General features: G+C 68.7%; 10 protein-coding genes and 1 pseudogene. 7 read left to right on the plus strand and 4 right to left on the minus strand.

Annotated elements, in window-relative coordinates; all coding sequences use genetic code 11:
• Positions 1 to 207 (plus strand): annotated as a pseudogene (locus J2X42_RS21080) (maleylpyruvate isomerase); the annotation flags it as partial.
• Here the strand turns inward: J2X42_RS21080 and J2X42_RS21085 are convergent.
• The 3 genes from J2X42_RS21085 to J2X42_RS21095 are packed head-to-tail and all read right to left on the minus strand — an operon-like array spanning position 204 to position 2,680.
• Positions 204 to 1,337 (minus strand): alcohol dehydrogenase catalytic domain-containing protein, encoded by a 1,134-nt coding sequence (locus tag J2X42_RS21085; protein ID WP_310167899.1) that lies wholly within the window; start codon positions 1,335 to 1,337, stop codon positions 204 to 206. The pseudogene J2X42_RS21080 and the gene J2X42_RS21085 overlap by 4 nt on opposite strands.
• A gap of 46 nt (positions 1,338 to 1,383) precedes the next feature.
• Positions 1,384 to 2,319 (minus strand): 5'-3' exonuclease, encoded by a 936-nt coding sequence (locus tag J2X42_RS21090; protein ID WP_310167900.1) that lies wholly within the window; start codon positions 2,317 to 2,319, stop codon positions 1,384 to 1,386.
• A gap of 31 nt (positions 2,320 to 2,350) precedes the next feature.
• Entirely contained in the window at positions 2,351 to 2,680 is a 330-nt protein-coding gene (locus J2X42_RS21095) for a DUF1508 domain-containing protein (RefSeq protein ID WP_310167901.1), read from the minus strand.
• A 382-nt stretch (positions 2,681 to 3,062) separates the two neighbouring features.
• Here J2X42_RS21095 and J2X42_RS21100 point away from each other — a divergent pair, with 382 nt between their 5' ends.
• The 6 genes from J2X42_RS21100 (at position 3,063) to J2X42_RS21125 (ending at position 11,831) form a co-directional block, all read left to right on the plus strand.
• Entirely contained in the window at positions 3,063 to 4,361 is a 1,299-nt protein-coding gene (locus tag J2X42_RS21100; RefSeq protein WP_310167903.1) for an SWIM zinc finger family protein, read from the plus strand.
• The gene (locus J2X42_RS21105) at positions 4,358 to 5,809 is read left to right on the plus strand and encodes a DUF5691 domain-containing protein (protein ID WP_310167904.1); all 1,452 of its coding nucleotides are present in this window, start codon (positions 4,358 to 4,360) and stop codon (positions 5,807 to 5,809) included. Before J2X42_RS21100 ends, J2X42_RS21105 begins: the two co-directional genes overlap by 4 nt.
• On the plus strand, positions 5,806 to 6,912 hold the full coding sequence (locus tag J2X42_RS21110; RefSeq protein WP_310167905.1) for an AAA family ATPase: 1,107 nt from the start codon (positions 5,806 to 5,808) through the stop codon (positions 6,910 to 6,912). Before J2X42_RS21105 ends, J2X42_RS21110 begins: the two co-directional genes overlap by 4 nt.
• An 18-nt stretch (positions 6,913 to 6,930) precedes the next feature.
• On the plus strand, positions 6,931 to 9,246 hold the full coding sequence (locus J2X42_RS21115) for a DUF5682 family protein (RefSeq protein WP_310167906.1): 2,316 nt from the start codon (positions 6,931 to 6,933) through the stop codon (positions 9,244 to 9,246).
• A complete protein-coding gene (locus J2X42_RS21120) occupies positions 9,243 to 10,439 on the plus strand; it encodes a VWA domain-containing protein (protein WP_310167907.1) in 1,197 nt (398 codons plus the stop codon). The genes J2X42_RS21115 and J2X42_RS21120 overlap by 4 nt, the downstream gene beginning before the upstream one ends.
• A 120-nt stretch (positions 10,440 to 10,559) precedes the next feature.
• Positions 10,560 to 11,831 (plus strand): MFS transporter, encoded by a 1,272-nt coding sequence (locus tag J2X42_RS21125; protein ID WP_310167977.1) that lies wholly within the window; start codon positions 10,560 to 10,562, stop codon positions 11,829 to 11,831.
• Here J2X42_RS21125 and J2X42_RS21130 read toward each other — a convergent pair.
• The gene (locus J2X42_RS21130) at positions 11,828 to 12,937 is read right to left on the minus strand and encodes an acyltransferase (RefSeq protein ID WP_310167908.1); all 1,110 of its coding nucleotides are present in this window, start codon (positions 12,935 to 12,937) and stop codon (positions 11,828 to 11,830) included. The two genes, J2X42_RS21125 and J2X42_RS21130, sit on opposite strands and share 4 nt — an antisense overlap.
• Positions 12,938 to 13,185 lie beyond the last annotated feature (248 nt).

Consider the following 13,185-nt stretch of genomic DNA (forward strand, 5'->3'; position numbering starts at 1 on the left):
GCCCGCGGCACGGACATCGGGCTGCTCGTCAAAGTCACGGGCACCGACCCGGCGCTCGGCGACACCAACGCCGCAAACCAAACAACCATCACCGGGCCCCTGCCCGCCCTCGTCCAATGGGCCACCGGCCGCGGGACCACCGGCGTCACCGCCGCCCGGGACAACCAGGTACTGGAACAGGTGCCGGTCGCCCCGAAATGGATCTAATCCTTCTGACTGGTCTGACTGATGGCAGGGCGGTGGAGGACAAGTTTCGTGGCATGTTCGGCATACGCTGAGGGTGCGTCGTCGAAGTCCGCCAGGTGGCTGGTCACCTTCTCCGCCGGGAAGTTGTTGGTGTGCACCCAGTCCAGGAGTTCGGGCAGGATGGCGCGGGGGTGGGAGACGCCCAGGTGCAGGGTGACGTCGTTGGCGTACATGTGCATCAGGGGGATTCCGGTGTTCGTGCCGACGTAGTAGCCAATTGCTGTGCAGATGCCGCCGGGTGCGGTGGCGCGGATGGCATTGCGGATTCCGGCGCCGGTGCTTGAGGCCTCGACGACGATGTCGTACCCGGCCCCGGGGGTGGCTGCCTTACCGGTCCGCTGGTGGGCGTCGGCCCCGAGGGAATGGGCAACGTCGAGGCGCTGGTGGCCGGTGTCGACGTAATCGACTCTTGAGGCGCCGTGGGCGACGGCCAGACCCGCCGCGTACAGGCCGATGGATTTGCCCCCGCCGCCGAAGACCAGGACTGTCGCGCCGGGCCGGGCCGCCAGATGCGGCACCACGGTGCGCCAGCCGTCGGAAAGGTTGTCGCTGGCCGCTGCTACCCGCAGCGGATCGAGCCCAACGGGAAGCGGGACCAGCATATGGTCGGCGTACGGGACCCGGAAAAGGTCCGAGACCATCCCCCCGTAGTGGCCGCTTGCCGGACCGAAACCGAAGGCTGCGAGGGTGCGGCCGTCGCGGGCCGTGGTGCATTTGGAAGTCAAACCCCGACGGCACGTCTTGCACCGCCCGCACGAGACAGACCAAGGCACCACTACCTGGTCGCCTACCTTGAGGTTCTTCACGTACGGTCCGGTTTCCACCACCTCCGCGATCGCTTCGTGGCCGATCGCGAACGGTCCCTGGAATGGCACCGGCCCACAGATGCTGCCGACGGCTGCGTCGATCACCCCGGTCTTCAGGCCGGCCTGCATGGCCCGCGAGACACGATGGTGGATCGGCAACGTGTCGCCGTCGCAGCGGCCCACAACGATCGGGCGCACGATTGCATCATCACCGGTGATCAGCTTCGGGTCGATCCGTTCTATCCACTCCAGCTTGCCGGTGCTGATGAAATTCAGTTCACGCATAAGTGGTCCGTTCGTTTGGGGAGCAGTGGACGAGGCGGTGGAAGCTTTAACGCTGGTCTAACGCAGCGAGCAACCTCTTGACTGAGCTGCCGAGATTCCACTCGACGGCGAGACGCTCCAGTTCGGCGCGCGCAGCGCCGTCTACGGGGTGCAGCCGGGCGCCTGCCTCCTCCAGGCTGGGCAGCCTGAGGTCACGCACAATCTTCACCACAGTGGGCGCGACCGATAGGTAGTCGGCCGCCGCTGCAAGCTTTGACCGCACGGAGGCGGAGACACCGCCTTCCCCGTCAGCTGCCGCGGCGAGCAGGCTTTCCAGCGTGCCGTACTCGCCCAGAAGCGAGGCCGCGGTCTTCTCGCCGATGCCGGCGACGCCGGGCAGCCCGTCCGATGCGTCGCCCCGGAGCGTTGCGTAGTCGGCGTACTGTTCGGGCAACACGCGGTATTTTCCGACGACGACGGCGTCCGTCACGACTTCGAGGTTCCTCATCCCCCGCGCTGTGTAGATCACCTGCACCTGGCGGGCGTCGTCCACGACCTGGAAGAGATCCCGGTCCCCGGTCACCACGTCGACGGGAAGCTCTGCGTGGCTGGCGTAGGTGCCTACGACGTCGTCGGCCTCGTGTTCGGCAGCGCCGACGACGGCGATACCGGCCAGGTCGAGAACGTGCCGGATCAGCGGAATCTGGGCTTCGAGGGCATCGGGGACAACCTCGACGTCGGCGGCATCCGCCACCACCTCAGCGACCCGGTGCGACTTGTAGGTGGGGATGAGATCCACGCGCCACTGCGGACGCCAGTCGTCGTCCCAGCAGGCAATCAGGTGGGTCGCGCCGTAGTCGGTGGTGAGCCTGGCAATCATGTCCAGCAGGCCGCGGACTGCGTTCACCGGAGTGCCGTCGGGCCGGCGGATGGTGTCCGGCAGGCCGTAGAAGGCGCGAAAGTACAGGGACGCGGTATCGAGCAGCATCAGGCGATCTGGCATACCTGATCCTGACACGAATACGTGTGGCGCGTTAGACCGCTCCGGCCCACCTGGGCCCGACCGCGGGCTGACGGAGTGGCCTGGCGCGGGCGTGAAGGTCAGCGGCCGGAATGCGCCGGACTTCATGGCCCTGGGTAACCGGGACGTCGCGAATATCCTGCTGCGCCGGCTTCCTGGCTGCCGGGCAGAGGTCGGTGATGTGTCCCATGCCGGCGTACTCACGCACTTCGGCGATGCCGGCAACCGCGGCGGTCTTGGTGTCGAAAGCCTTGGAAACGGCCATTACGGTTCCGTCCGGCGCTGTGAGACGGAACCTGAAATACGACTCCGGGTCCACATAAAGTTCAAACATGCCAGCCATGGCTCTCCTCAAGTCTCCGCGACCAAACCCTGCGGCGGCTTTGCCGCTGGGCTGACGGGACGCGACGCTGCGTCCTTTACCGTTGGTCTTGTTGTGCAATCCCATTGATCGGTGCATTAAGTTCCTAACGAGTCTCGCTTAGCTGAAGGCATGCACGCAAGACCTTGGAATTAAGCCCTCAGCGTTCCGGACCGCATTGCGCACGGGGCCTTCGACGGAGTAGGCAGCAACCAGCCACACCGGCGACGGCCACGTATACCCGTCCGGCCAGACCTGCAGACTCCAACGCGAGGAGCACTTCAGGCAATCTTGTGGAGAACTTGCGGCTCACCCCGGGTTGCCTCCCTTTGCGCCGCCTGAGACTTCAGGCACAATGTGCTTCATGGGGCGATGGAGCGAGGAGCGGGTGGTCGGCGCCGCGCCCGACGCATCCTCCCTGGCGGCCGCCCGTAAGCTGGCACATCCAGGCCCCTGGTCCGATACCGGCAGCAACGACGTCCTGGTCTGGGGCAAGTGCCAGGGCAGCGGCAAGGTTCCTTACCAAGTCAGCGTGGACACTGCAGCCCCTGCCTACCGGTGCTCCTGCCCCAGCCGGAAATTCCCCTGCAAGCACGCACTGGCGCTCCTCCTTCTGTGGTCGCGCGGGGAAGCGGCCGTCGCCGGCACGGAGACCGCCGCGTTCGCCCGGGAATGGGCTGAGCAGCGGGCGGAACGGGCCACCGTGCTTGAACGCCGCCGGACTGACCAGCCGGCGGATCCGGCGGCACAGGCCAAGCGGCTGGCCGACCGGATGGCCCTGATGGACGCCGGGATGGACGACTTTGCCCGCTGGCTGACGGATCTGGTGCGGACGGGCCTGGCGGCTGCCCGCACCCAGCCGTATTCCTGGTGGGCCGGTGTGGCGGCCCGGCTGGTTGATGCGCAGCTTCCGGGTCTGGCCGAACAGGTGCGCGCCATGGGTTCGGACGTGCACGCCCGGACCGACTGGGCCGACCACCTGCTCCTTCGGGCCGGCCGCTGGTGGGCCGTCACCAAGGCCTGGCGCATGAAGGACACGCTGACGCCGGACGAGCTGGCCGATCTCCGGGTGGCCATTGGCTGGGCGGTTCCGACGGCGGACGTCCAGGGCACGGAGGCCCTGCCCGGTCCGTGGCTGGTGCTGGGCGCCCACCGCAGCGACGACGGACGGCTCCAGCAGCAGCGGACCTGGCTTCGCGCACCCGACGGAACGGTCGTCGTCGTCCTCGACTTTGCCGCCCAGAGCGAGTCGCTGGCCACCCCGCAGCTCGCGGGCGCGCTGCTGGACGCCACCGTCGCACGGTACCCGGGCTCCGGACCCCGGCGGGCCATGTTCACCAGTCCCGTGGCCCCGCTGGGGACGGCAACCAGCCTTGGCGAGGGCGGCAGCATTCCGCAGGCTCTGGAAGCCGAATCGGCTGCCGTGGCCCTTTCCCCGTGGCGTGGGCGCCACCCGGTGCTGCTCGCCGGGGTCCGGGTTTCCCCCGGCGACGACGGCTGGCTGCGGGACGCATCCGGGAACGCCCTCCCCCTGGTCGATGCACCACTGGACTCCCTGCTGGCCCTGACCGGCGGCCACGCGGTGGACCTGTTCGGAGAGCTGGAAGAGGGCCGCGTACGGCCGTTGTCCGCCGTCGTCGGTGGAGCGGTGGTGACGCCATGACGTGGCTGTCGGACCTTCGAACGGCGGCGCTTGTTGGCACCGCCCGGCACCCGGCACCGCCGCCGCCTGTGCAACTGGGTGTCCGTCCGCCGGAGGGCCGGCCCAGTGAGGAGTCGCTGCTGGACCAGGCGGCCCTGGCCGACGCCGTCACCCGCGCCGCGCGTGCGTGCAGCACCCTGGATGCGGCGGACTTGCCTGAGCCCGCGCCGCCGGACGATGCGCCCGAGGCGTCCGGTGAGGCGTCCAGGCTGCTGGATCTGCTGCTCACCCAGCCGCCCGTCGGGCTGGAGCTCCGCAGCCAGCTGGTGGCGGACTGGCTCCAGGCCGCCGGCGTGTACGGACGGCGGGTGCCGCACCGGCTGCTGCCCCTGCTGCTGTCCCTGGCAGACAGCAAACCCGGCGTGGCACAGCACCTGCACCCCGCCATCGGAACGAGGGGCCGCTGGCTTCAGGACATCAAAGCGGTGGCCTCGGGTGCCCGGCCAGCCAAGGCGGCGGACTGGGCCGAGTTGACGGGCGCCGACGCCGGCACGGAACTGGAGCGGCTCCGCCGCTTTGACCCCGCCGCCGCCCGCGGTCAACTGGTCACGCATTGGGACAGCCTCGCCGCCCGGGAGCGCGCCGCCCACCTGGCCACCTTCGCCACAAACCTCCACGACGACGATGAAGAGCTGCTCGAGCGGGCCCTGGACGACAAGGCCAAGACCGTCCGGGAGGTCGCTGCGGGCCTGCTGGACCGGCTCCCGGCCAGTGCCCGCGCCGGACGCATGGCGGCACGGCTGCTACCGCTGCTCCGCGTCAAGGGCGTGCTGCGTAAGCAGTTCGAGATCGATCTCCCGCCCGGACCCGACGCGGCCGCCCTGCGGGACGGGATCGCTCCGGACCCGCGCACTGGCGAACCCGACCGCCTGGGCCGGCTCGACGCCGTCGTCCGCGGCGCCCCGCTCGATGTCTGGACGGCGGTGTCCGGCCGCGGCCCGGCAGCGACAGTGGCACTCCTCAAGGGCGAGACCCGCGTCCTCGAAACCATCCTCACCACGGCCGCACAGCGGGCCGACCTTGACTGGGTGCGTGCGCTGCTGGAGGTCCGCACAGACCTGCGGCTGCTTAACATCCTGCCCCCGGACGAGCGTGAGGACACGCTCGTCCGGCACATCAGGGCCGGTACGTCGAACCCGTTCGCGCTGGCCGCACCGCTGCGTGACCTTCCACAGCCCTGGGGACCAGGCCTGGCTGACGCCGTGCTCGGGCAGATCGCAGCTAAGAACGGCGGCCAGCTGGCAGCCCTGCTGGCCGACATCCTTCCGGCGGCGCTCCCGCCGGAGGCGGCCGGACAGGCCCGGCGGCTGCTGGAGCGTTCAGACGACGACGCGGCCCGCCGCCGCGTGCTTCGTGATGCCGTGCAATACCAATCATTCCGACAATCCCTGACGGAGGCCTTTCAATGACCGATGCCCAGACCGGCACAGACGTTCTTCGCGCCCACGCCGAGAACGCCTACGCCGACGAGCTCAGCGCACTGGCCGCCGTCGACGACCGGCCCCGGCCGCCCAGCTGGCGGCTCTCTCCCTGGGCGGTGACCACCTACGTCCTCGGCGGCACGCTGCCGGACGGGGTGCAGATCACCCCGAAATACCTGGGTTCGGAACGGCTGGTGGAAATCGCCGTCGCGTCCCTGGCCACAGACCGGGCCCTGCTGCTGCTTGGCGTGCCGGGCACCGCGAAAACCTGGCTGGGCGAGCACCTGGCCGCGGCCGTTTCGGGCTCCTCCACCCTCGTGGTGCAAGGGACTGCCGGCACGCCGGAAGAGGCGCTGCGGTACGGCTGGAACTACGCGCGGCTGCTCGCCGACGGCCCGTCCCGGGCGGCCATGGTCCCCGGACCGGTGATGCGCGCGATGGAAACCGGAAGCCTGGTCCGGGTGGAAGAACTCACCAGGATCCCCTCCGATGTGCAGGATTCCCTGATCACGATCCTCAGCGAGAAAACCCTTCCCATCCCCGAACTCAACGAGGAAGTGCAGGCGCGGAAGGGCTTCAACATCATCGCGACGGCCAACAACCGCGACAAGGGCGTCAACGATCTGTCCTCGGCGCTGCGCCGCCGCTTCAACACTGTGGTGCTGCCCCTGCCTGACAGCATCGAGCAGGAGGTGGAGATCGTCACCGGCCGCGTCCGCAGCCTCGGCGCCGCCCTGGAGCTTCCGGCCGACCTGGCCGCGCTCTCCGAGGTCCGCCGCGTGGTCACAGTCATGCGGGAACTGCGCGCCGGCGCGACCCAGGACCAGCGCACCACCATCAAGTCACCCTCCGCAACACTCTCCACCGCCGAGGCCATCTCGGTGATGACCAACGGGCTTTCCCTCGCCGCCCACTTCGGTGACGGAACCGTCCGGGCCCAGGACGTGGCGGCCAGCCTGGTGGGCGCGGTGGTCAAGGATCCTGTGCAGGACCGGGTCATCTGGCAGGAATACCTGGAAACCGTGGTCCGGAACCGGCCGGAGTGGAAGGACCTGTACCGGGCCTGCCGCGACCTCGAATCGTCGAACTGACCCGATGACAACTGAACCATGACAGACGTCCACGTCCTCGGGATCCGGCACCACGGCCCCGGTTCGGCGCACTCGGTCGCCGAAGCACTGGCCAGCCTCCGCCCTGATCTGGTGCTGGTCGAAGGTCCGCCGGAACTTGACCAGGTGATCCCACTGCTGTCCGATCCGGACATGGTGCCACCCGTCGCCGGACTGATCTACGCGGCCGATGAACCCCGGCTGGCTTCCTTCTACCCGATGGCGGCCTTCTCGCCCGAATGGGTGGCGATCCGCTGGGCGCTGTCCACCGGCGCCCAGGTGCGGGCCATCGACCTCCCGGCGGCGCACACCTTCGCGCTGCGCCTGGCGGATGAAGCCGCCGGGCCGCCGTCGAACGGTGACGGGGAGGACACGGCGGCCGACGGCGGCCCCTCCACCGAGGGCCCGGAACCTCCGGCGCAACCCCAGCAGGCTTACCGCCCGGACGCGATTGCGATGCTGGCTGACGCCGCCGGGTACAGCGACGCCGAACGGTGGTGGGAGGACGCCGTCGAGCACCGGAACACGGACCCCGTTGACCGGTTCGCGGCGCTCACCGAAGCCATTGCGGAGATCCGCGCGGCCGACAGCAGGCCGGACCACCATCCCGACGTGATGGAGAACAACCGCCGGGAGGCCTCGATGCGGCGCCTGGTCCGGGCCGCCATGCGGGAGGGGCACGCGCGGATCGCCGTGGTGTGCGGCGCCTACCACTCCCCTGCGCTGGTGCCCGCCGGTTTTCCGCCTGTGGCAGCCGACAACAAGGTGCTCGCCGGTCTGCCAAAGGCCAAGGTCGCCGTCACGTGGGTGCCGTGGACCTCTGACCGGCTCAGCCGGCGCAGCGGGTACGGGGCCGGCGTCACGGCGCCCGGCTGGTACCAGCATCTCTTCACGCACTGGATGGCGCAGGATCCGGGCACGGAGGTGTCCACCACCTGGCTGGTCCGGGTAGCCCACGCCCTGCGCCGCGAGAACCTCGACGCCTCAACGGCCTCCGGCGTCGAGGCAAGCCGGATGGCGAATGCCCTGGCCGCCGTCCGCGGGCGGCCCAGCCCCGGACTGGCAGAACTGGACGACGCCGCCCAGGCCGTGCTGTGCGACGGTTCACCCTTGCCGCTGGCCCTGGTGCACCGCGAACTAACGGTCGGACTCGAACTGGGGACCGTGCCGGAGTCCGCACCGACCCTCCCGCTGGCGGCCGACCTCGCCGCCACCCAGCGCAGGCTCCGCTGGAAACCAAGCGCCATGGAGGAAGTGCTCACCCTCGACCTGCGCAAGCCGAACCAGCTGGCCCGCTCGGTCCTGCTCCACCGGCTGGCACTGCTCGGCGTCGAGTGGGGAATCCAGACCGAAACAGGACGGACCACAGGAACCTTCAAGGAAGTATGGACACTCCTGTGGCAGCCGGAACTGGCCATAGCGGTGGTGGAGGCCAGCCGCTACGGCACCACGGTGGCCTCGGCCGCCGCGGCCTACGTCTCCGAACGCGCCCAGGACGCCGGCAGCCTGACCGAGCTCAGCAACCTGCTCGCCGGCTGCCTGCTCGCCGACCTGCCGGACGGCATTGGCGGCGTCGTGCAGGTACTTGCCGAGCGCACCGCCCTGCAGCAGGACGCCGCGCCGCTGCTGGAAACCATTGCGCCCCTTGCCCGGACCTGCCGGTACGGCAACGTGCGCGGTGTTGACGTCACCGGGGTCCGGAAAATTCTGGACACAACGGTGGTCCGGGCCTGCGTGGGACTGCCCACGGCCTGCGCCGGGCTTGACGACGAGGCCGCCGCCGCCATGCGGCGCGCCGTCGACTCCGCCCAGCAGGGCCTGTCCCTGCTGCCCGACATGCCGCTGGACGACTGGCACCGGGCGCTCGCCGCCGTCGCAGGTTCGGACCGGATCCATGGAGCGGTGGCAGGCCGGGCCACCAGGCTGCTCCTGGACGCGGGCCTGCTGGACGGGAACGACGCCGCGGCCAGGCTCAGCCGCCGGCTCTCAGTCGCCACCCCGGCACGGGAAGCGGCTGCCTGGCTGGACGGACTCCTCTCCGGCGACGCAACGCTGCTCATCTACGACCCGCGCCTGTTGCAGATCGTTGACGACTGGGTCGCCGGCGTGGACGGCGACGTCTTCGACGACGTGCTGCCGCTCCTGCGCAGGACATTTTCGGCGTTCAGCCGGCCGGAGCGGCGGGAAATCGGCGAGCAGGTGAGCCGCATGGGCGGCATCGTCCAGACAGCCAGCGAAGCAGCACTGGACCTGGCAGCCGCGGGCCCCGCGGTCCGTGCCATGGCCCGCTACCTCGGATGGGAGGCGATCGCGTGACGGACACGGACCCTGATGGCGGCAACCGCGGCGGACGGCTGGGCCGCTGGCGCCTCGTGCTCGGCGGGCAGGATGCGGACGGCATCACGACGGCGGACGGCCGCAGCGTGGAGCTCTCCGCCGATGACGCGCGCCGCGACCAGGCACTGGAGGAACTGTACGGGGCGGAGAAGAACGGCCGCGGTGGCCTCGGCGCGTCCAGTCCGCTGGTGGCCCGCTGGCTCGGTGACATCCGCGGCTATTTTCCCTCCACGGTGGTTCAGGTGATGCAGGCGGACGCCATGGACCGGCTCGGGCTGCGGCAGTTGCTGCTTGAGCCGGAGATGCTGCGCACTGTACAGCCCGACGTCGGCCTCGTCAGTACGCTGGTGGGCCTCGGCCGGGTGATCCCCGAGCATTCACGCGAGACGGCGAGGGCTGTCATCCGCCAGGTGACCAACGAACTGGAGGAACGCCTGCGGGCCAGGACGGTGCAGGCCGTCTCGGGAGCGTTGAACCGGGCGGCCCGGACGCGAAGGCCCCGGCACCGGGACATTGACTGGAACAGGACGATAGCCGCCAACCTCAGGCACTACCAGCCCGAATACCGGACGATCGTGCCGGAGCGGCTGGTGGGCCATGCCCGGCGCAGCACCGAGATCCAGCGGGAGATCATCCTGTGCATCGACCAGTCGGGTTCGATGGCCGCGTCCGTGGTGTATTCCAGCGTGTTCGGGGCGGTGCTCAGCTCGCTGCGGTCGGTGCGCACCCGGCTGGTGGTGTTCGACACCGAGGTGGTTGACCTGACGGACGAGCTGGACGATCCCGTTGATGTGCTTTTTGGCGTGCAGCTCGGCGGCGGCACCGACATCAACCGTGCCCTGGCGTACTGCCAGGACCAGATCACCCAGCCTGCCGAGACGATCCTGGTGCTGATCAGCGACCTCTACGAGGGCGGGATTGCGGAGGAGATGCTGCGGCGGGCGGCCACGATCGTTGGGTCGGGCACCACCATGATCGCGCTCCTGGCGTTGAGTGACAGTGGCCATCCGTCGTTCGACTCGAACCACGCTGCAGCCCTTGCCGGGATCGGCGTCCCTGCCTTCGCCTGCACGCCGGACCTCTTTCCGGACTTGATGGCGGCTGCCATTGAACGCCGGGACGTGGGCGAATGGGCAGCTTCGCAGGACATTCCGACGAGCCACGAAGCGTAGCGCGGGACCGGTCCACCCTGCCCACCGACGTGCCGGCTGCCCGGCGCTCTGGCACACGGCGCAGAACAGGACGAGAATGGCCTCGTGGTCCTAACTCGCCGTAGTGGGGACGGCGAAACGATGAACCCTGCCGCCCGAAAAATCCAGCGCATCTATCTCACCCTGACGCTGGGCAATACCCTTGCGGCTTCCTTCATCTGGGGGGTCAACACACTGTTCCTGCTGGACGCCGGCCTCAGCAACTTCGAGGCCTTCGCCGCCAACGCCTTCTTCACAGTCGGCATGGTGCTGTTCGAGGTACCCACCGGAGTGGTGGCCGACGGTTGGGGCCGCCGCGCATCGTTCCTGCTCGGGACCGTGACCCTCGCCGTTTCAACCTACTTTTACTACGTCCTCTGGCAGGTTTCCGCCCCGTTCTGGGCCTGGGCAGTCGTGTCGGTCCTGCTCGGCCTGGGCTTTACGTTCTTCTCCGGAGCGGTCGAGGCCTGGCTGGTGGATGCCTTGCGGTTCTCAGGCTACGACGGCGGCCTGGAGGCAGTGTTCGGGCGCGGGCTGATGGTGGCGGGGGCGGCCATGTTCATCGGCTCGACGGCCGGCGGGGTGATCGCCCAGGCCACCAACCTGGGCGTGCCGTTCCTGCTGCGAGTGGGCGTGCTGCTTGCGATGTTCGGCGTGGCTTTTGGACTCATGCGCGATGTCGGGTTTACCCCGGAACGCTCCACGCATCCTCTCCGGGCGACGCGGGCCGTTCTTACCGCGTCCATCGAAGGCGGTCTGAAAAATCCCCCCGTGCGATACGTGATGCTGGCCGCGCCGTTCAGCGCCGGCGTCGGAATCTACGTCTTCTACGCCCTGCAGCCTTACCTGCTGGAGCTTTTCGGCGACCCTCATGCGTACTCCGTGGCGGGGCTGGCAGCGGCAATCGTCGCCGTCGCGCAGGTGATCGGCGGCTGGCTCGCCCCCTATGCCCGCGGCCTGTTCCGCAAGCGCACGTCGTTGCTGATCGTCAGTGGCATGCTGGGCGCTTTGATACTCTTCGCGCTCGGGTTTACCAACGTGTTCTGGCTGGCCCTGGTGCTGCTGACTGTGTGGGCGCTGATCGGCTCCGCGGCAGCACCTGTGCGGCAGGCCTACATCAACGACATGATCCCGTCGAAGCAGCGGGCGACGGTCCTCAGCTTCGATTCACTCATGGGATCAAGCGGCGGTGTGGTGGTGCAGCCGCTGCTCGGCCGCGGAGCTGATCTGTACGGCTACCCCGCCTCCCTGGCCATCGGCGGCGTCATCGAGATGCTGGCCATTCCGTTCCTGCTGGCCAGCCGGAGGCAGGCAGCCGTGGCCGATGAAGCCAACGCCTCGCCCAAGCCTTCGACCGGTCTCACCAGCCCCTAGCCGCCGCAGTACTTGTCGAAACGTTCCCGTCCCATCCGGCCTAGCCTCTCGACCGTGTGCCAGCTGACCACTGCCAGCAGCAGCGTCAGCAGGATCGCGGACACAGCCACGAGCGGCGGCAGGTCGGCAGTCGATCCGTGGTTGAGCCACAGAATGACCGGATAATTCCAGAGGTATGCCGCGTAGGAGACCGTTCCCAGCAGCTGCAACGGCCGCGTCCACTGCGGCATCCTGCCTGACCGGGAGGCGGCCAGGACCACCAGCACAGCGGCCGCAGCCATGGCCAGCGGGCCGCCAAGGAAGAAGAATGCGGGAGTCTCGTTGGCTTTGGGAAAGAACATCAGCGAGGCAAGGACCGCAGCGGCACCAGGCAGGGCAGCGCGCCTGATCCTGGCGCCGGAGAACCAGCTGAACATCCGGACCCGGTACAGGCGCAGGGCCGAACCGATGATCAGCGCCAGTCCCCACGTGGTCGGCAGTGCATAAACCAGCGAATGGAGGTGCGGGGCAAGAATCAGCATCGCGAGGACGCTCGCCGTCATCAGTGACACAACGACGGCGGCAGACCAGCCAACCAGCCGTCCTTGCCGGTTCTTCCGCAGGGCGAGCACCAGCAGCGCCGGCCAGATCAGGTAGAACTGCTCTTCCACCGCCAGCGTCCAGAGCGGCCCGATGGCCATGCTGACATCGAACGGCAGCGGCAGGTCTTTCAGGTAGCCGAAACCGGCAAGCAGCGTATAGCCGATGATTCCCTTGGACCGGTCCCCGAGGACGTCAGCGGCCAGTTCCACGATGGCATAGACGCCCAGGAATGCGATGAGGGCCGGCAGCAGGCGAAAGGCCCGGTGCGCATAAAAGCGCCCGTAGCGGACTTTGCGGTGCCGCTCGATGTCCCTCATCAGCACGCCGGTGATCAGGTAGCCGCTCAGCACAAAGAACACAATCACCCCGACGATGCCGGCACCCTGGAAGACCCCGGGCCAGGAATGCCCCAGGAGAACGGCGCCAACGGCGGCCCCGCGGAGGACATCCAGGCCGTCCAGCCTTTGGCGCACGGTAGTCTGCCGGGCGGCCGTCTCCACGGTTCCACCAATGAGCAACGTCACATAACCTCCGGGGCTTTCGTCTTGCCGGATCCACGCTTCGGCTAAACCAAGGCAGGAACCGGCCTCGTCTGTTGACATAAATCTGATGGCAGGCGCCAGGCCCGCAACTTTCCAGTCTTCCGGACTTTTCTGGACGAAACCTGAGCGCCCCACCCCGCCAGGCACTCGGGTGCGGCCGGAACGCGGAGGAATAGCGGAGCAACACAGAAGGGCCCGTTCACAGGAACGGGCCCTTCTGTGGTGGTAAG

The organism is Arthrobacter sp. BE255 (assembly GCF_031457335.1).
GTDB lineage: Bacteria > Actinomycetota > Actinomycetes > Actinomycetales > Micrococcaceae > Arthrobacter.

Bases quoted from the DNA above. Each gene is read 5' to 3' on its own strand.
- J2X42_RS21085 (WP_310167899.1), bottom strand. From the start codon at position 1,337: ATGCGTGAACTGAATTTCATCAGCACCGGCAAGCTGGAGTGGATAGAA.
- J2X42_RS21090 (WP_310167900.1), bottom strand. From the start codon at position 2,319: ATGCCAGATCGCCTGATGCTGCTCGATACCGCGTCCCTGTACTTTCGC.
- J2X42_RS21095 (WP_310167901.1), bottom strand. From the start codon at position 2,680: ATGGCTGGCATGTTTGAACTTTATGTGGACCCGGAGTCGTATTTCAGG.
- J2X42_RS21100 (WP_310167903.1), top strand. From the start codon at position 3,063: ATGGGGCGATGGAGCGAGGAGCGGGTGGTCGGCGCCGCGCCCGACGCA.
- J2X42_RS21105 (WP_310167904.1), top strand. From the start codon at position 4,358: ATGACGTGGCTGTCGGACCTTCGAACGGCGGCGCTTGTTGGCACCGCC.
- J2X42_RS21110 (WP_310167905.1), top strand. From the start codon at position 5,806: ATGACCGATGCCCAGACCGGCACAGACGTTCTTCGCGCCCACGCCGAG.
- J2X42_RS21115 (WP_310167906.1), top strand. From the start codon at position 6,931: ATGACAGACGTCCACGTCCTCGGGATCCGGCACCACGGCCCCGGTTCG.
- J2X42_RS21125 (WP_310167977.1), top strand. From the start codon at position 10,560: ATGAACCCTGCCGCCCGAAAAATCCAGCGCATCTATCTCACCCTGACG.